This is a genomic window from Pseudonocardia kunmingensis (assembly GCF_006716445.1).
Taxonomy (GTDB): Bacteria; Actinomycetota; Actinomycetes; order Mycobacteriales; family Pseudonocardiaceae; genus Pseudonocardia; species Pseudonocardia kunmingensis.
The window spans coordinates 974,061-990,876 of sequence record NZ_VFPA01000001.1 but is presented as its reverse complement, the minus strand read 5'-3'; the positions used below and the strand labels follow the sequence as shown (position 1 = coordinate 990,876).

18 protein-coding genes and 2 pseudogenes are annotated in these 16,816 nt (G+C 74.7%); 16 read left to right on the top strand and 4 right to left on the bottom strand.

Translation table 11 applies throughout. The features are described 5' to 3' along the window. The first annotated feature begins 31 nt into the window (after window positions 1-31). Entirely contained in the window at window positions 32-1,012 is a 981-nt protein-coding gene (locus FB558_RS04695) for a patatin-like phospholipase family protein (RefSeq protein WP_170231188.1), read from the top strand. A 16-nt stretch (window positions 1,013-1,028) separates the two neighbouring features. On the opposite strand, the gene FB558_RS04690 is transcribed toward FB558_RS04695, so the two are convergent. Continuing rightward, complete coding sequence (locus FB558_RS04690; protein ID WP_142048444.1) at window positions 1,029-2,249, bottom strand: FAD-dependent monooxygenase; 1,221 nt, start codon at window positions 2,247-2,249, stop codon at window positions 1,029-1,031. Between the two features lie 118 nt (window positions 2,250-2,367). Here FB558_RS04690 and FB558_RS04685 point away from each other — a divergent pair, with 118 nt between their 5' ends. From FB558_RS04685 to FB558_RS45450, 11 genes and pseudogenes are all read left to right on the top strand, one after another. Beyond that, window positions 2,368-2,904 carry a TetR/AcrR family transcriptional regulator gene (locus tag FB558_RS04685; protein ID WP_142048442.1) on the top strand — a complete coding sequence of 179 codons (537 nt, stop codon included), beginning with the start codon at window positions 2,368-2,370 and terminating at the stop codon, window positions 2,902-2,904. An 83-nt stretch (window positions 2,905-2,987) separates the two neighbouring features. Next, window positions 2,988-3,812 (top strand): precorrin-4 C(11)-methyltransferase, encoded by an 825-nt coding sequence (gene cobM / locus FB558_RS04680; protein ID WP_142048440.1) that lies wholly within the window; start codon window positions 2,988-2,990, stop codon window positions 3,810-3,812. Window positions 3,813-3,898: 86 nt separating this feature from the next. Further along, on the top strand, window positions 3,899-5,068 hold the full coding sequence (cbiE, locus tag FB558_RS04675; RefSeq protein ID WP_246106251.1) for a precorrin-6y C5,15-methyltransferase (decarboxylating) subunit CbiE: 1,170 nt from the start codon (window positions 3,899-3,901) through the stop codon (window positions 5,066-5,068). Then, window positions 5,065-6,741, top strand: a complete 1,677-nt coding sequence (cobJ, locus tag FB558_RS04670; protein WP_142048436.1) for a precorrin-3B C(17)-methyltransferase — start codon at window positions 5,065-5,067, stop codon at window positions 6,739-6,741. Before cbiE ends, cobJ begins: the two co-directional genes overlap by 4 nt. Before the next feature lie 116 nt (window positions 6,742-6,857). Then, window positions 6,858-7,277 carry a DUF6069 family protein gene (locus FB558_RS04665; protein ID WP_246106250.1) on the top strand — a complete coding sequence of 140 codons (420 nt, stop codon included), beginning with the start codon at window positions 6,858-6,860 and terminating at the stop codon, window positions 7,275-7,277. A gap of 49 nt (window positions 7,278-7,326) precedes the next feature. After that, entirely contained in the window at window positions 7,327-7,911 is a 585-nt protein-coding gene (locus FB558_RS04660; RefSeq protein ID WP_142048434.1) for a dihydrofolate reductase family protein, read from the top strand. Window positions 7,912-7,930: 19 nt separating this feature from the next. Then, a complete protein-coding gene (locus FB558_RS04655) occupies window positions 7,931-8,284 on the top strand; it encodes a YciI family protein (RefSeq protein WP_142048432.1) in 354 nt (117 codons plus the stop codon). A gap of 6 nt (window positions 8,285-8,290) precedes the next feature. Further along, window positions 8,291-9,484 (top strand): RNA polymerase sigma factor, encoded by a 1,194-nt coding sequence (locus tag FB558_RS04650; RefSeq protein ID WP_142048431.1) that lies wholly within the window; start codon window positions 8,291-8,293, stop codon window positions 9,482-9,484. Window positions 9,485-9,533: 49 nt separating this feature from the next. Beyond that, the gene (locus FB558_RS04645; protein ID WP_142048428.1) at window positions 9,534-9,740 is read left to right on the top strand and encodes a ribbon-helix-helix protein, CopG family; all 207 of its coding nucleotides are present in this window, start codon (window positions 9,534-9,536) and stop codon (window positions 9,738-9,740) included. Beyond that, the gene (locus FB558_RS45455) at window positions 9,737-9,886 is read left to right on the top strand and encodes a hypothetical protein (protein ID WP_342787284.1); all 150 of its coding nucleotides are present in this window, start codon (window positions 9,737-9,739) and stop codon (window positions 9,884-9,886) included. Before FB558_RS04645 ends, FB558_RS45455 begins: the two co-directional genes overlap by 4 nt. Beyond that, window positions 9,883-9,993: pseudogene (locus FB558_RS45450) on the top strand (Fic family protein); the annotation flags it as partial. The gene FB558_RS45455 and the pseudogene FB558_RS45450, both read left to right, overlap by 4 nt. A gap of 123 nt (window positions 9,994-10,116) precedes the next feature. Here FB558_RS45450 and FB558_RS04635 read toward each other — a convergent pair. From FB558_RS04635 to FB558_RS45635, 3 genes and pseudogenes are all read right to left on the bottom strand, one after another. Next, window positions 10,117-11,316, bottom strand: a complete 1,200-nt coding sequence (locus tag FB558_RS04635) for an MFS transporter (RefSeq protein WP_142048426.1) — start codon at window positions 11,314-11,316, stop codon at window positions 10,117-10,119. A gap of 17 nt (window positions 11,317-11,333) precedes the next feature. Beyond that, window positions 11,334-12,233 (bottom strand): EamA family transporter, encoded by a 900-nt coding sequence (locus FB558_RS04630; protein WP_246106249.1) that lies wholly within the window; start codon window positions 12,231-12,233, stop codon window positions 11,334-11,336. 58 nt (window positions 12,234-12,291) lie between these two features. Further along, window positions 12,292-12,820 (bottom strand): annotated as a pseudogene (locus FB558_RS45635) (mycothiol-dependent nitroreductase Rv2466c family protein). A gap of 108 nt (window positions 12,821-12,928) precedes the next feature. On the opposite strand from FB558_RS45635, the gene FB558_RS04620 reads away from it, so the two are divergent. The 4 genes from FB558_RS04620 (at window position 12,929) to cobA (ending at window position 16,726) form a co-directional block, all read left to right on the top strand. Then, complete coding sequence (locus tag FB558_RS04620) at window positions 12,929-13,837, top strand: LysR family transcriptional regulator (protein WP_211366079.1); 909 nt, start codon at window positions 12,929-12,931, stop codon at window positions 13,835-13,837. A 173-nt stretch (window positions 13,838-14,010) separates the two neighbouring features. Next, window positions 14,011-14,607, top strand: coding sequence for a precorrin-8X methylmutase (locus tag FB558_RS04615; protein ID WP_142048422.1), 597 nt, complete (start codon window positions 14,011-14,013; stop codon window positions 14,605-14,607). Continuing rightward, the gene (locus tag FB558_RS04610; RefSeq protein ID WP_142048420.1) at window positions 14,604-15,500 is read left to right on the top strand and encodes a sirohydrochlorin chelatase; all 897 of its coding nucleotides are present in this window, start codon (window positions 14,604-14,606) and stop codon (window positions 15,498-15,500) included. Before FB558_RS04615 ends, FB558_RS04610 begins: the two co-directional genes overlap by 4 nt. Before the next feature lie 8 nt (window positions 15,501-15,508). Beyond that, the gene (gene cobA / locus FB558_RS04605; protein ID WP_425467965.1) at window positions 15,509-16,726 is read left to right on the top strand and encodes a uroporphyrinogen-III C-methyltransferase; all 1,218 of its coding nucleotides are present in this window, start codon (window positions 15,509-15,511) and stop codon (window positions 16,724-16,726) included. Window positions 16,727-16,816: the final 90 nt, after the last annotated feature.

The window sequence follows — 16,816 nt, the reverse complement described above, 5'->3', positions numbered from 1 at the left end:
CTCCCGCCGCCGCGCGCCTCGCGTGGGCCTCGTGCTCGGAGCCGGCGGACTGCTCGGGTCCGCCTGGACGGCCGGCGCCCTCGCCGTCCTCGCCGAGCGCCTCGACCGCCCCCCGGGCGATGCCGACCTCGTGCTCGGCACCAGCGCGGGCGCCGTGCTCGGGGCCGCGCTGCGGTGCGGCATGGACGTCCCCGAGCTGGTGGCGCACCAGCGCGGCGACGACCCCGCCGCCGCCCCGGACCGCAGGCCCGGCGACCTGCCGCAGGTCCGCGACCTCGAGTGGGAGTCCGGAGATGGATGGCCCCCGGTGCCGGTGCCGCTGCTCGGCTCGCCCCGGCTGCTGGCGGCCGCCGCCGCGGCGCCGCGCCGGATGAACCCCGTGGTGGCCGCGTCGGGCCTGCTGCCGCGCGGCCGGGCCCGCATGACCTCGCTCGTGCGGATGGTGGACGTCCTGGCGAGCCGCGGGGGCACGAGCGCCGACGGCTGGGTGGCGGGCCGGGCGCTGTGGGTCGTGGCGGTCGACTACGACGCCGGACGCCGGGTCGTGTTCGGACGGCCGGGCGCGCCCGCGGCCCCCGTGGCCGACGCCGTGCTGGCGTCCTGCTCGATCCCGGGCTGGTTCGCCCCGCACGTGATCGGCGGGCGGCGCTACGTGGACGGCGCCGTCGCCTCCGCCACCTCGGTGGCGCTCCTGGCCCGGCCCGGCGCCCCGGCGCTGGACGAGGTGTACGTACTGGCCCCGATGGCCAGCCACGCCTACGACCGGCCCGTCGACCCCGTCGCCGTCGTGGAGCGCCGGGTGCGCAGGCTGCTCACCCGCTGGCTCGACGCCGAGGTGCGCGCGGTGCGGGCCCGGGGCGTCCGCGTCACCGTGCTCACCCCGGGCCCCGCCGACCTGCAGGCCATGGGCGGCAACCTGATGAACCCGCGCCGGCGGGCGCGGGTGCTGGACACGGCACTGGCGACGTCGGCGGCCGCGCTGGACGCGGCTGCCCGGTGCGACGCGGCCTGATCCGGACCGGCGGCTCTCAGCCCACGGTCGGGCGCGTGTGGTCGGGCAGCGTGAACGACTGCGCCGCCCCGTCGATCCGCCCCGACAGCAGCCGCTTCAGCGGCCCGAGGTGGGGGAGCGCGGCGAGGAATCGGTCGCGCAGCCAGAGCGCGGTGCGCGTGGCCGGGATCAGCGTGGCGCCGCCGGACCGGGCGAGGTCCTGGTTGCGGTCGACGAACGGGCGCAGCGCCTGCTCGTAGGAGCCGAACGCCACGGCGGGGTCACCGCCGGCGCGGGCGAGCTCCCCGGCCAGGACGTAGGCCCCGACCAGGGCGAGGCTGGTGCCCTGGCCCGACAGCAGCGCCGGGGCGTAGGCGGCGTCGCCGACGAGCGCGACCCGCCCCGTGCTCCAGCGCGGCATCCGGATCTGGCTGACCGTGTCGAAGAAGAAGTCCTCGGCCGTCCGCATGGCGGCGACCAGTCGGGGCACCTCCCACCGGCCGTCGGCGAAGGCGGCGGCCACGACGTCGCGCTGCCCGTCGGTGTCGCCGGGCTCGACGGTGAACCCCGGCGGGGTCGCGAAGGCCAGCACCCCGACGAGCCCCGGCTGCCCGCGCACCGCGTAGTACCCGGCCATCCGCCCGGGGGTGTTGTGCACGAGCACCTCGCGCTCGACCCCTTCGGCGAACCCGGTGCGGTCCAGGGAGAAGCCGGCGAACGCGAAGCCGAGGTCGTGGCGGAAGGCGGTCTCGGCGCCCAAGGCGAGCCTGCGGACCGCCGAGTGCAGGCCGTCGGCGCCGACGACGAGGTCCACCGTCCGGGGCGGGCCGTGCCGGAAGGTGACGTGCACGCCGTCGGACCGCTGGTCGAGCGCGGTGATCGAGTCCTCGAAGACGTACTCGACGTCGTCGCGCGTGCGCTCGTACAGCAGGCGGGCGAGCTCGCCCCGGGAGAGCTCGACGTCGCGGCCCTCGGGGCTGCCGGTGAACATCTCGGGGGTGATCCGGGCGATCACGCGGCCGCGGGCGTCCACGAACGTCGTGCGCTGCGTGTCGACGTGGGCGTCCCGCAATGCGGGCAGCAGCCCCATGCGCTCGACGACCTCGATCGCCGAGCCGCGGACGTCGATCGGGTAGCCGCCGCCCCGCACGGTGGCCGCCCGTTCCACGACCACGGGCCGGAAGCCGTGGTGGTGCAGCCAGAAGGCGAGTGCCGGCCCGGCGATGCTCGCGCCGGAGATCAGGACGGTGCGGGGCATGATGTTCCCTCCTGGTTGTCTACTTGCCGCACGGTAGGCTGGTACTGACCGGCTGGCAAGTAGGTAACCGGGCGACCGGCAGTTGGCTACGCTCCGGAGAGCCGGAGGAGGGAGCGCCGTGCCGCGCCGCAACACCGACACGCGCGAGGAGATCCGCGCCGTCGCGAGGGAACTGTTCGCCGCGAACGGGTTCGAGCAGACGAGCCTGCGCCAGATCGCCGAGCGGCTCGACATCACCAAGGCGGCGCTGTACTACCACTTCCCGTCCAAGGACGACCTGCTGGCCGACCTCGCCCAACCCATGATCGACGATCTCGACGCCTTCCTCGCCGACATGGCGGACGCCGGCCCGGCTGACGCCCTCGACGTGGTCGAGCGCTACCTCGCGCTGTGCCACCGGAACCGCTCGTTGCTACAGGGCATGCTGCGCGACCCGGCGGCGCTCGCCCGGCTGGACGTGCTCACCGCGCTGCTCTACCGGCGCCTGGAGATCGACCGGGCGCTGGTCGGCAGCGACCGGCCTGCCGACCGCGTGCGCGCGATCATCGCCTTCGGCGGCTTGCAGGACTGCGTGGTGCTGATGGGTGACGAGCCGCTCTCGAGCTACCGGGACGCCGCGCTCGCGTCGGCGCTGCGGGCCCTGCAACCCGGCTGACGTCCGACGTCCTGACGTGCGCAACGTCGCAGTCCGCTCGGCTGGATGGACGCGGCCGCCGTGCGCGGCACAGACTGACCGGCGTGGAGCGCGGGAAGGTGTCGTTCATCGGGGCCGGGCCGGGCGCGGCCGACCTCATCACGCTGCGCGGGGCGCGGCGGATCTCCGAGGCCGATGTCGTGGTCTGGGCGGCGAGCCTGGTCACGCCGGAGTGCGTCACCGAGCACGCGCGACCCGGCGCCGAGCTGGTCGACTCCTCGCAGATCGCGCACGAGGACGTCCTCGCGCTCTACCGGCGCGCCGCCGAGGAGGGCCTGCGGATCGCGCGGGTGCACTCCGGCGACCCGTCGCTGTGGGGTGCGGTCCAGGAGCAGTACGACGCGGCCGAGGAGCTCGGGCTCGACGTGGAGATCGTGCCCGGGGTGTCGGCGTTCGGGGCGGCGGCGGCCGTCGCGGGCCGGGAGCTGACCATCCCGGAGGTCGCGCAGTCGGTGGTGCTCACGCGGCTGGAGGGCGGCAAGACCCCGATGCCGCCCAAGGAGCGGCTGCGCGAGTTCGCCCGGCACGGCACCACGATGGCGATCTTCCTGTCCGCGGCGCGCTCGGCGCAGATGGTCACCGAGCTGCGCGCGGGCGGCTACGCCGACGACACCCCGGTGGTCGTCGCCCACCGCACCAGCTGGCCCGACGAGCTGACGCTGCGCTGCCGGCTCGACGAGGTCGAGTCCGTCTGCAAGCGACACAAGCTGTGGCGGCACACGCTCTTCCTCGTCGGCCCCGCCCTGGGCGCGAGCGGTACCCGCAGCCACCTCTACCACCCCGGGCACTTCCACACGTTCCGCAAGCCGGACAAGGCGGCCCGCCAGGCCCTGCGCGCGTCCCGCGCCGCGTCCCGCCCGGCCCCGTGACCCGCACCCCCGAGCAACGAACGGCACTTTCGTCGGCTAGGTACCGACGAGAGTGCCGTTCGTTGCCGCAGGGGGCTCGCGTCACCGTGATCGGGATCGATGGCGGTGGCCTGCCGCCGGGTGCCGATGACGCGCTCGCCGCCGCCGAGGTCGTGCTCGGGGGCGCTCGTCACCTCCGCTCCGTGCCCGTGCCGCCGTCCGCCTCGCGCGTGGAGCTGGGGCCGGTCGAGCCCGCCCTGGAACGGCTGGCCGGGCGCCGCGGCGTCGTGCTGGCCAGTGGCGACCCCGGCTTCTTCGGCATCGTGCGGCTGCTGCGCGAGCGCGGGTACGAGCCCGTCGTGCTGCCGGCGCGCTCCAGCGTCCAGCTCCTGTTCGCCCGGCTCGGCCGCTCGTGGGACGACGTCGCCGTCGTCAGCGCGCACGGGCGCGCCCTCGGCCCGGCCGTCAACGTCTGCCGCGCGCGACCGGCCGTCGCCGTGCTCACCGCGCCGGGCGCCGGGCCGGCCGAGATCGGTGCCGCCCTGGACGGCTGGCCCCGCACCCTCGTCGTGGCCGAGGACCTCGGCGGGCCGGACGAGCGGCTCACCACGCTGCCCGCCGCCGAGGCGGCCGCGCGCGACTGGCACCCGCTCACGGTCGTGCTGTGCCTGCGCGACCCCGACGCCGTGCCCGGCCGCGGCTGGCACGCGGGTGGCGAGCCCGTCCCGCCCGGCCGCGGATGGGCCCTGCCCGACGACGCGTTCGACCACCGCGCCGGGATGGTCACGAAGGCCGAGGTCAGGGCGCTGGTGCTGGCCCGGCTCGCGCCGCGCCCCGGCACGCTCGTCTGGGACGTGGGCGCGGGCTCCGGGTCGGTCGCGGTCGAGTGCGCCCGCCTGGGGGCCGCCGCGCTCGCCGTCGAGCGGCGGGCCGACGACGCCGCCCGGATCGCCGCCAACGCCGCCGCGCACGGCGTCGACGTCCGGGTGGTCGAGGGGGAGGCGCCCGCCGCGCTCGCCGGCCTGCCGCACCCGGACGCGGTGTTCGTCGGTGGCGGCGGCCCGGAGGTGGTCGCGGCCGCCACCGGCGCCGACCGCGTCGTCGTGGCGCTCGCGGCCCTGGACCGGATCGCGCCCACCCGCGCCGCGCTGCACGCCGCAGGGCTCGCGGTGGACGGGGTGCAGCTCGCGGCGTCCCGGTTCGCCGACCTGCCCGACGGGAGCGTCCGGCTCGCGGCCACCAACCCGATCACCATCCTGTGGGGGACCCGTCCATGATCGCCCTGTTCGCCGTCACCGACGCCGGGCGCCGCGCCGCCGCCGAGGTGGCGCCCGCGCTCGAGGCGGACGTGCACCCGCTCGACGCGCTGCCCGCGCTGTGGCCCCGCCTCGACGGCGCGGTGTTCTTCCTGGCCACCGGCGCCACCGTCCGGCTGGTCGCGCCGCTGCTGGCCGACAAGCGCTCGGACCCGGGGGTCGTCTGCGTCGACGAGGCCCGCCGCTTCGCCGTCGCACTCACCGGGGGGCACGAGGGCGGGGCGAACGCGCTGGCCGAGCGCGTCGGCGGGCTGCTCGGCGCGCAGCCGGTGGTCACGACGGCCTCCGACGCCGCAGGCAGCACCGGGATGGACGAGCTGGCCGCCGCCTTGGACGCGGTGGTGGACGGCGACGCGGCCGCGGCCGGTCGGGCCCTGCTGGACGGCACGGCGGTGGTCGAGAACCCCGCGGGCGTGCCGCTGCCCCCGCTGCCGGTTCCCACAGAGGTCGGGTCGGGGCACCGGATCGTCGTCACCGACCGACCCGGGCCCGCGGGCGAGGACCTCACCCTGGTCGTGCCGCGCACGCTCGTCGTCGGGATCGGGTCCGCCCGGGGCGTTCCCGCGGAGGCCGTCGCCGCGGCGCTGCGGCGGATCGAGACCGACCACGGGTACGACCTGCGCGCCGTCCGCGCCTACGCGAGCGTCGACCTCAAGGCCGACGAGGCCGGGATCCTCGCCGCCATCGCGCCCGCGGAGCTGCGGACCTACCCGGCGGAGGTGCTCGCGCGCGTCGAGGTGCCGAACCCGAGCGAGGTCGTGCGGGCCGAGGTCGGGACGGCCAGCGTGGCCGAGGCCGCCGCCCTGCACGCCGCGGACGAACTGGCCGGTGGCGGCCCCGTCGAGCTCGTCGTGGAGAAGGTCAAGGGCGAGAACGTCACGGTCGCGGCCGCGCGGATCCGGCCCCGCGGCCGGCTGGCGATCGTCGGGCTGGGGCCGGGTGCGGCCGACCTGCGGACGCCGCGCGCCGAGGCCGAGCTGCGGCGCGCGTCGGTCGTCGTCGGGCTCGACCAGTACGTCGAGCAGGTCCGCCACCTGCTGCGACCCGGCACCGAGGTGCACGCGAGCGGCCTCGGCGACGAGGAGCAGCGCGCCGCCGACGCCGTCGCGCTCGCCGGGAAGGGCCGCGCCGTCGCGCTGATCGGCTCCGGCGACGCGGGCGTCTACGCGATGGCGAGCCCCGCGCTGCAGCAGGCCGGGGCGGACATCGAGGTCGTCGGCGTCCCCGGCGTCACGGCCGCGCTCGCCGCCGCCGCGCTGCTCGGCGCCCCGCTCGGGCACGACCACGTGCTGATCTCGCTGTCGGACCTGCACACGCCGTGGCCGGTGATCGAGCGGCGGGTCGCCGCGGCCGCGGCGGCCGACCTCGTCACCTGCTTCTACAACCCGCGCAGCCGCGGCCGGCACTGGCAGCTGGGCGCCGCCCTCGACGCCTTCCGCGAACACCGCCCGCCGTCCACGCCGGTCGGGGCCGTGCGGCAGGCGAGCCGCACCGGCCAGCGGGTCTGGACCGCGCCGCTGTCCGAGTTCGACCCGGTCGAGGTGGACATGCTCACGACGGTGGTCGTCGGGTCCTCGGCCACGCGGATGGTGGGCGGGCGGATGGTCACGCCGCGCGGCTACCGCTGGAGCTGAGCGGCGCCGAAAAAATCTCGGGGGATTCGCATCGCGGTGTCGAATCCCGGTGGGCGCGTTCGTGGCCATGGTGAGGGACCGGCATCCCGCCGGTCTCCGCACCACCGGAGGTCCCCGTGACCAGCACCGCCTCGATCGACGCCCCTGCCCGCACCGACGCCCCGACCGCCGGCTCCCTGCTGCTGGCCGGCTCGGCCGCCACGGTCGCCGCGGCGGCCGCCACCGCCCTCGTGGCCGTCGCCGGCCAGGCGGCCGGCATCAGCACGGCCGTCTCGGGCGCGTCGATCCCCCCGTCCGGGTTCGCCGTCCTGACGGTGATCTTCTCCGTCCTCGGCCTGGGGATCGCCGCGCTGCTGCGCCGGTTCGCCCGCAGCCCGCGCGTCGCGTGGGTCCGCACCACCGTCGCGCTGACCGTGCTGTCCTTCGTGCCGGACGTGCTCGCCGACGCCACCGTCACCACGAAGGTGTTCCTGATGGTGACCCACGTCGTGGCAGCGGCCATCGTGATCCCCGCCGTCGCCCGCAAGCTGTCCTGACCTGTCCTGACCGACCACCGCCGACCGACCGCACGCGAGGAGCGACATCATGACCGCCACGTACACCTTCGACGTCTTCAGCAGCCTCGACGGCTACGGCTCCTACGGGGGCGACGGCGACTGGGGCGGCTACTGGGGCAAGCAGGGCCCCGAGCTGCTCGACCACCGCCTCGCCTCGTTCGAGGCGGAGCAGCGGATGGTCCTCGGGGCCACCACGTTCCGGCAGTTCGTGCAGATGCTCGCCTCGAGCACCGAGGGGGACGAGGTGCGCGACCCGTGGGTCACCCGGATGCGGAGCATGCCGGCCACGGTGGTGTCCTCCACCCTGGACGGCCCCCAGGACTGGCCGGACGTGACCGTCGTGCGCGGCGACGCCGTCGACGTCGTCGCGCGGCTCAAGGAGGAGTCGGAGGTGCCGTTGCGTTCCCACGGCAGCCTGTCGCTGAACTGGGCGCTGATGGCCGCCGGCCTGGTCGACCGCGTGCAGGTGACCCTCTTCCCCGTGATCACCGGCCGGACCGGGACGGACCCGGTCTTCGGCGGCGCGGGCGACTTCGACCTCGAACTGCTCGAGCACCGGACGCTCGATGGCAACATCCAGGAGCTCGTCTACCGGCCCACCCCGCACGCCTGATCTTTCCGAGGAGCTCGCCATGACGAAGTACCTGCTCGCCGTCCAGTACGACGAGAGCGCGCCGGAGACCGACGAGGAACGCCGGGAGCAGATGGCCCGCACGGCCCGGGTCACCGCCGAGATGCAGGCCGCCGTCCCGTGGGTGTTCGTCGGGGGCCTGCGGCCCTCGCACGCCACCACGGTCGTGCGGCCCGCGGGCGGCACGACCACGATGACCGACGGCCCGTTCGCCGAGACCAAGGAGCAGCTCGGCGGGTTCTGGGTGATCGAGTGCGACGATCTCGACCAGGCGCTGGCCTGGGCGCAGAAGTGCGTGCTGGCCTGCGGGTCCCCGATCGAGGTGCGCCCGTTCGAAGACGCGCAGCGGGCGTGAGCGCGGATGGACCTGGACGGCGTCTACCGGGCGGAGTACGGCCGGTGCGTGGCCACGCTGACGCGGCTGCTCGGTGACATCGGGCTCGCCGAGGAGGCCGTCCAGGACGCGTTCGCGGTCGCCGTCCAGAAGTGGGATCGGGCACTGCCCCCCAACCCGGGCGGATGGATCGTGACCACCGCCCGCAACCGGGCGATCGACCGGCTGCGCCGGGAGTCCACCCGGGAGGCCCGCCACGCGCAGGCGCTGCTGCTGCACGGCCCCGACGAGCCGCAGGAGGTGGGACCGGTGCGCGACGACCAGCTCCGCATGATCTTCACCTGCTGCCACCCGGCGCTGTCGCCCGCCGCGCAGGCCGCGCTCACGCTGCGCCTGCTCGGGGGGCTGGAGGTGGCGGAGATCGCCCGGGCCTACCTGGTGCCGGAAGTGACCGTCTCGCAGCGGATCGTCCGGGCGAAGAAGAAGATCCGGGACGCCGGGATCCCCTACCGCGTGCCCGACGACGCCGACCTCCCGGATCGGCTGGCCTCGGTGCTCACCGTCCTCTACCTGATCTTCAACGAGGGCTACGCGTCCACGTCGGGGGAGCTGCTGCGCACCGACCTGTGCCTGGAGGCCGTCCGCCTGGCGCGGGCGCTCGCCGAGCTGATGCCCGACGAACCGGAGGTGACCGGGTTGCTGGCGCTGCTCCTGCTCGTCGAGGCCCGCCGGCCCGCGCGGGTGGGGCCCTCCGGTGAGCTGGTGGTGCTCCCGGAGCAGGACCGGTCGCTGTGGGACCGGGAGCTGATCGCCGAGGGGCACGAGCTGGTGCGCCGGTGCCTGCGCCGCAACCGGCCGGGGCCCTACCAGTTGCAGGCCGCGATCAACGCCGTGCACACCGACGGGCCCGCGACCGACTGGACGCAGGTGCTGGCGCTCTACGACCTGCTGCTGCAGCACACCCCGACCCCGATCGTGGCGCTCAACCGCGCGGTCGCCGTCGCGGAGGTGCACGGACCGGCGCCGGCACTGGCGATCATCGACCGGCTCGAGATCCCCGGCTACCACCTGCTGCCCGCCACCCGCGCGGACCTGCTCGCCCGCCTCGGCCGCACCGCCGACGCCGTCGCCGCCTACGAGGAGGCGATCTCCCTGGCCGCCAACGACACCGAACGGGCCTTCCTCCGGACGCGGCGGGCGCGCCTGGTCGAGGACGCCTGACCGGAACCATCTTCTGACAGCGGTGGTATCACGGCGGTATCGTCGTCGCATGGCGATGACCCTGCGACTCACCGACGAGGAGACCGAGGCCCTCCGCGCACAGGCCGAGATCGAATCGCGTTCGATGCAGGAGGTGGCCCGAGCCGCCCTGCGCGAGTACGTCGCGCGCCGCGGCAACGCCCGGCTCGTGGACGAGGAGCTGCAGTACGTCGTCACCACGTACGAGGAGGCGCTCCGCCGTCTCGGCGACTCGTGACCCGCTACCTCTCGCTCGACAACCTCCTGCGGATCGCCGACGCGTCGGTGGAGGGCGACGTCCTCGTGCGCGACATCGGGCTCCTGGATTCCGCGCTGGGTCGCCCACGGTCTTCGGCGCCGACGCCTATCCGAGCCTCCATCTGAAGGCCGCCGCGCTGCTGCACTCGCTGGCGCGCAACCACGCGCTCGTCGACGGGAACAAGCGCCTGGCCTGGGCGGCGCCCGCGGTCTTCCTCGGCATCAACGGCCATCGGGTCGTCATCGGCCAGGACGAGGTGGTCGACCTGGTGGTTGCCGTCGCCGCCGGCACCCTCGACGACCTGGACGAGATCGCGGCCCAGCTCGCCGCCTGGTCCCCGGCCCGCTGATCGCGGTCACCCACTGCCGGCCGGCGCGCCCGACGTCGTCCGGCGGGTGGTGAGCATGACGAGCAGCGACGCCGCCGTCAGCGCCGCGCCGAACCAGATGACGCTCCGTACACCGGCGTTGTCGACCAGCAGCCCGCCGAGGAGCGCGCCGATCGCGATCGACGAGTTGTACGCCAGGGTGTTGAGCGACATGGCGGCTTCGAAGGTGTCGGGTGCCGCGGCCTGCGTCATGGTGAGCTGGCTCAGTTGGACGACGCCGAAGGAGATCCCCCAGAGGCCCAGCAGGACGAGCGGGGCTGCCGGGACCTGACCGATGGCGAGCAGCAACAGCAAGGACCCCACGAGTCCCGCAGCGCCGACGACGAAGCTGGTCCGCACGCTCCTGGTCACGGTGTACCCGGCGATGACGTTGCCGATCGCACCGCCCGCACCGAAGATCATCAGCGCGGCCGTGATGTAGACGGGTGTGGCGGAGGCGTCGCTCTCCAGGAAGGGGCGCACGAAGGTGTACGCCCCGAAGTGGCCGAGCACGAACAGCACGACGACGACCAGCACCAGCCGCAGCCGCACGTTCCATAGCGGGAGCCCGAAGACCTCCCGAACCGCAACCGCGTTCTGCGACGGCAGTGAGGGGACCGTGGCGGCGACCGCGACGAGCACCAGCACGCCGAGACCGGCCCAGATCAGGAACGTGGTGCGCCAGCTGGTGAGGCTCTCGACGACCGTTCCCAGGGGGATGCCCGCCACCGTGGCGATCGAGATGCCCGACATCACGACCGCGGCCGCCCGGCTCGCGTGGTGCGGCGGAACGATGCGCATCGCCATGCTCACACCGATCGCCCAGAACACGCCGCTGGCGAATCCCATGACGAGTCGCGTGGTGAGGACCAAGGGGTAGTTCGGGGAGATCGCGGTGACGAGGTTCCCCACCGACAGCACCACCAGGAGCGTGGACAACAGGACGCGCCGGTTGACGCGCCTGGTCCAGGCCACGATGAACGGCACGCCCATCCCGGCCGAGATGCCGTACAGGGTGACCATCAGGCCGGCGGTTCCGGCAGTGATCTCCAAACTCGTGCTCAGCGGGGTGAGCAGGCCGATGGGCATCAGTTCGGTGGTGAGGAAGACGAACAGGCTCGCCGTGATCGCCGCTACTCCCAGCCATCCTCTCGCGGTGGAGTGCGTACGTTCATCCTGTGTGACCATTTCATCCTTCTGACTGTTCACATCGTGGGTTTGAATTGTGCGAGCAGCACGCCGGCGAGGATCACCAGGATCCCGACCACCTGCAGGAGCGACAGCGTCTGGCGCAGGAACAGGTATCCGAGCAGGGTGGCGACGATCGGGCTGCCCAGGGCGAGGAAGGAGACCGCGAATGCCGGCAACCTCTCGATCCCGCGGAACCAGATCGCATAACTGAGTACGGCACCCAGCACGATGAGATAGCCGAAACCGGCGATGTTGGCTCCGGTGAGTACTCTCGGCAGCCCTTCGATCGCCAGCGTGAAGGGCAACGACACGAGCCCGCCGGCGGTGAGCTGCCAACCGGTGAACGCGAGCAGCCCCACTCCGTCGGGACGTCCCCACAGCTTGGTCAGCGTGATGCCGGTGGCCATGGAGGCTGCCGCGGCCAGTGCCGCCGCCACACCGACGAGATCCGGTGCCGCCGCGCCCTGGAACACGAGCAGTACGACACCGCCTGCGCCGAGGAGGCACGCCACCACGTGCGGGACGCGGATCCGGTCCTTGAGGAGCAGGGCCGCCAGGACCAGCACGACCATCGGCTGCACCGCCATGATCATCGCTGCGACCCCACCGGGTAGGCGGTAGGCCGCGACGAACAGCAGGAAGTTGAACGCGCCGACGTTGAGCGTCCCGAGCACCAGGGCGCGCCACAGCCACATACCGGTCGGCAGCATGCGGGCGAAGGGCAGCAGGATCAGGCCTGCGGGAAGTGCCCGCACCGTGGTGGCGAGGAGCGGGCGGTCCGGCGGCAGCCACTCGGTCGTCACCAGGTAGGTGCTGCCCCAGATCGCCGGCGCCAGCGCCGTCATACCCGCGGTGCGCAACCGCCGGCGGCTCGTCGTCGCGCGCGGTCCACGTGCGTTCAGGTTCGCGGTCACGCGAAGGCGTGGTCGCGGTTGCGGTTGCGTGTGAGTTCGAAGAACCCGTCGGTGCCCGTCACGGCGAGTACGCCGTCCCAGAGGCGGCCGCGGCCTCTCCCCGCGGAGTGGGGGACACCACCGGGCCGAAGAACGCGATGAGTTCCCCGTCGGGCCCCGGGACATGGATGACGGGGGAGCCGATCTCGGCGCCGACGGGATCCATGCCGGCGTGGTGACTCGCGCGTGGCGCCGCGTCGAAATCGCTCACATCCGCCGCGGCGACGAGGTCGGCCGGGAGACCGGCATCGGCGAGCGCCATGCCGGATCCCAAGCCGGATTGCTGGTGATGGATCCGGCTGCCCATGGGCGGTGTAGAGCGGTCGCAGCACGTCGCCCCCGTACTGCTGCTCGGCGGCGATGCAGACGCGCACCGGGCCCCGACCCTCGACCATTCCCTTCCGGTACTTCTCCGGAACTTCCCGACCCTCGTTGAGGACCGAGAGGCTCATCACGTGGAAACGCGTCTCGATGGGACGGACCTGTTCGACTTCCCGCAACCAGCGCGAGGTGATCCACGCCCACGGGCAGCGCGGATCGAACCACATGTGGACGGTGGTGGACTGCTTTTCGGTCACGCCCGAAGTCTCATCCGCATCAACCTATGAGTCCAATACATGCTTGTCATTCCATCGATCTCGATGCACGATGGATGGATGGAGCTCCAGCAGCTGCGCTACGTGGTCGCCGTCGCCGAGACGAGCAACTTCACCCGGGCCGCGGAGCGCTGCCTCGTCGTTCAGTCCGCGCTCAGCCACCAGATCGCCCGCCTGGAGCGGGAGCTGGGAGCGCGGCTGTTCGAGCGCACCAGCCGGCGGGTGCGGCTGACACCGGCCGGTACAGCGTTCCTCCCGGCCGCCCGCCAGTGCCTGGACGCCGCCGAGCGCGCGGCCGCCGAGGCCGCCGCGGCAGTCGGGGAGGTGCGCGGCCGGCTCGCCGTGGGCCTGATCTCCACCGTCGCCGCCGTCGACATCCCCGCGGCCCTGCGTGCCTTCCGCGAGCGGTATCCGCACGTCCGAGTCGGCCTGCGCGTGCGCGCGAGCGAGGAGCTCGTCGAGCAGGTCGAGCAGGGAGCCGTGGATGTGGCGTTCCTGGGCCTGCCGACGTCGGTACGCCCCCGCGGTGTCCACGCCCACGAGCTCGCCCGCGACCGGCTCGTCGCGGTGGTGGCCCCGGACCACCCGCTCGCCGGGGAGCAGGTGGTCGACCTCCGCAGGCTCGCCGGCGAGGTGTTCGTGGACCTGCCGGCCAGGACGGCCGGCCGTGCCGAGTCCGACGACGCCTTCTCGGCCGCCGGTCTCACCCGCGACGTCGCCTTCGAGGTGACGACCGCGTTCCTCATCGCCCGGCTCGTCGAACAGGGCCTCGGGATCGCGATGCTCCCGTCCGCCTACGTGCCCCAGCTCACCGGCGTGACCACGATCGAGGTCGTCGACGCGCCGACCCGCGTCGAACACGTCGTCTGGAGCCGCGACGGCGCCACGCCCGCGGCCGCCGCGTTCCTCGCCGTTCTCGGCGTCGACGATCCCGGTGGTGGCTCGGCGGGTGCGACCTCGCGCACGTGACGGACGGGCCGGGGCCGACGCCGGGATAGGCTCGCCCGGCTGCGCGGGAACCCGGTGCGAGACCGGGGCGGACCCGCCACTGTGATCCGGCGCCGCGGCGCCGGGGAGCCAGACCTCGCGTGGCGCACCCACCACCGACCCCGTCCGGGCGTGGACACCCGGGGAGGAGCACCGTGAACGCGCGCGCCGCCGTGCACCCGATCGAGCAGGAGTCGTACGCGATCCTGCGCCGCAGGCTCGACACCACCGATCTGCCGCCGCTCACCCGCGCCGTCGTCGAGCGCGTGGTGCACACGAGCGCCGACACCACGTGGGTGGGCGACCTCGTCACCGCCGAGGACGCCCTGCGCGCCGGCCGGGAGGCGCTGCTCGCGGGCGCGCCGCTGGTCACGGACGTGCGGATGGTCGCCGCCGGGATCACCGCCCGGCAGGCGACGGTCGCGCTCGACCTGGCCGCCGCGCCGGAGCCGGGGCTCACCCGCTCGGCCGCGGGGATCCGCGCCGCCGTCGCCCAGCACCCCGACGGCGCGGTGTGGGCCATCGGCAACGCCCCGACCGCGCTGGCCGAGCTCGTCCGCTGCGCCGCCGAGGGGCTGCTGCGCACCCCCCTCGTCGTGGGGTTGCCGGTCGGGTTCGTCGGCGCCGTCGACGCCAAGGCGGCGCTGCGCGCGTCCGGGCTCCCGGCCGTGTCCAACCGCAGCGAGCGCGGCGGTGCGGCGGTCGCGGCCGCCGCCGTCAACGCGCTCCTCTACGCCGAGGAGGCACCGTGAGCGCGCCGCTGCTGCTCGTCGGGCACGGAACGGTCGACGCCGGGGGCGTCGCGGAGTTCGTCGCGTTCACCGACCGGATGCGGGGGCTGCTCGCCGCCGACGGGATCGATGCCGCGGGCGGCTTCATCGAGCTGTCCGCGCCGACGGTCCACGAGGCCTGGACCGACCTGTCCGGCCGCGGGCACACGACGATGGCCGCGGTGCCGATGGTGCTGGTCGCCGCCGGGCACGCGAAGGGCGACATCCCCGCGGCCCTGCAGCGCGAGGTGGTGCGCGACCCGGCCACCGGCTACGTCTTCGGGCGCCCGCTCGGCCCGCACCCGCTGCTGCAGCAGGCCGTCGAGGCCCGCATCGCCGAGGTCGCGCCCGCGGAGGGCACGGCCGTGCTGCTCGTCGGCCGCGGCTCCACCGACCCGGACGCGAACGCCGAGGTCTGCAAGGTCGCCCGGCTGCTGCAGGAGGGTCGCGGCTACGACTTCGTCGAGCCCGCGTTCGTCTCCCTGACCGGCCCGGACGTGCCCGGCGGCCTCGCCCGCTGCCGGGCGCTGGGCGCGCGCCGCGTCGTCGTGGCGCCCTACTTCCTGTTCGACGGCGTGCTGCCGCGCCGCGTCGGCGACCAGGCCCGTGCGTTCGCCGCCGCGCACCCGGACGTCGACGTGCGCGTGGCCCCGCACATCGGCGACTGCCCCCAGCTCGCCGAGCTGGTGCTCGAGCGCTACCGCGAGGCCCTGCACGGCGACATCCGGATGAACTGCGACACCTGCGCCTACCGGGTGCTGCTGCCCGGGTTCGAGGACAAGCTCGGCGCCGCGCAGACCCCGCACCACCACCCGGACGACCCGTCCCACGGGCACGGACACGGGCACGGGCACGGTCACGTGCAGGCGGGATGATGCTGCCCATGGACCCGTATCTCGTCGGGCTCGACCTCGCCGGCCGCCGCGTCGTCGTGGTCGGCGGCGGCGTCGTCGCCCAGCGCCGCCTCGGCGGGTTGCTCGCGGCGGGCGCCGACGTGGAGGTCGTCGCCCCGGAGGTCACCCCGGCCGTCGAGGGCATGGCAGGCGCGGGCGAGGTGCGCTGGACCGCGCGCGGCTACCGCCCCGGCGACCTCGACGGCGCCTGGTACGCGATCGCCTGCACCGACGACGCGGACGTGAACGCCGCGGTGGGCGCGGAGGCCCACGAGCGGCGCGTGTTCTGCGTCCGCGCCGACGACGCCCCGGCCGGCAGCGCGGTCACCCCCGCCGTCGGGCGCCACGACGGGCTCACCGTCGGCGTCCTCGCCGGGCGCAACCCGCGCCGCTCCGCCGCCGTCCGCACGGCGCTGGTCGAGGCCCTGCACGCCGGCCTCGTCGACGACTCCGCGGAGCCGGTGCACCCGGGCGTCGCGCTCGTCGGCGGCGGTCCCGGCGACCCCGAGCTGATCACGGTGCGCGGGCGGCGGCTGCTCGCACGCGCCGACGTCGTGGTCACCGACCGGCTCGGCCCCCGCGACCTGCTCGACTCCCTCGCCCCGCACGTCGAGGTGATCGACGCGTCCAAGATCCCCTACGGGCGCGCGATGAACCAGGCGCGGATCAACGAGCTGCTCGTCGAGCACGCGCGGGCGGGCAAGTTCGTGGTGCGGCTCAAGGGCGGTGACCCCTACGTCTTCGGCCGCGGCTTCGAGGAGGCGCTGGCCTGCGCCGAGGCCGGGGTGCCGGTCACGGTCGTGCCTGGCGTGACGAGCGCGTTCGCCGCCCCGGCCGTCGCCGACGTGCCGGTCAGCCACCGCGGCGTGGCGCACGAGATCGTCGTGGTGTCCGGGCACGTCGCGCCGGACGACCCGCGCAGCCTCGTCGACTGGCCCGCCCTCGCGCGGCTGCGCGGCACGGTGGTGCTGCTCATGGCGGTCGAGCGGATCGGGGCGTTCGCCGCGGCGCTGATCGACGGCGGCCGCCCCGCCGACACGCCCGTGGCCGTGGTGCAGGACGGCACGATGCGCATCCAGCGCTCGCTGCGCGCCACGCTGGCCACGGTCGCCGACGCGGTGCGCGAGCAGGGGATCAACCCGCCCGCGGTGGTCGTGGTGGGGTCGGTGGCGGGCCTGGCTGACGGGGTCACCGACGGCGGCGGTTGAACCGCCGCACAGACCCGACCTGCGCCGCACACACGTCCTGTGGTGTGTGCGGCCACGACGGGATCTGTGCGGCAGGAGCGCGGGCCCGGC

What these genes read in the sequence shown, in the direction of transcription:
- FB558_RS04690 (WP_142048444.1), bottom strand. Translation starts at nt 2,249, where the DNA reads ATGCCCCGCACCGTCCTGATCTCCGGCGCGAGCATCGCCGGGCCGGCA.
- cobJ (WP_142048436.1), top strand. Translation starts at nt 5,065, where the DNA reads ATGATCGCCCTGTTCGCCGTCACCGACGCCGGGCGCCGCGCCGCCGCC.
- FB558_RS04660 (WP_142048434.1), top strand. Translation starts at nt 7,327, where the DNA reads ATGACCGCCACGTACACCTTCGACGTCTTCAGCAGCCTCGACGGCTAC.
- FB558_RS04655 (WP_142048432.1), top strand. Translation starts at nt 7,931, where the DNA reads ATGACGAAGTACCTGCTCGCCGTCCAGTACGACGAGAGCGCGCCGGAG.
- FB558_RS04650 (WP_142048431.1), top strand. Translation starts at nt 8,291, where the DNA reads ATGGACCTGGACGGCGTCTACCGGGCGGAGTACGGCCGGTGCGTGGCC.
- FB558_RS04645 (WP_142048428.1), top strand. Translation starts at nt 9,534, where the DNA reads ATGGCGATGACCCTGCGACTCACCGACGAGGAGACCGAGGCCCTCCGC.
- FB558_RS04635 (WP_142048426.1), bottom strand. Translation starts at nt 11,316, where the DNA reads ATGGTCACACAGGATGAACGTACGCACTCCACCGCGAGAGGATGGCTG.
- FB558_RS04620 (WP_211366079.1), top strand. Translation starts at nt 12,929, where the DNA reads ATGGAGCTCCAGCAGCTGCGCTACGTGGTCGCCGTCGCCGAGACGAGC.
- cobA (WP_425467965.1), top strand. Translation starts at nt 15,509, where the DNA reads ATGGACCCGTATCTCGTCGGGCTCGACCTCGCCGGCCGCCGCGTCGTC.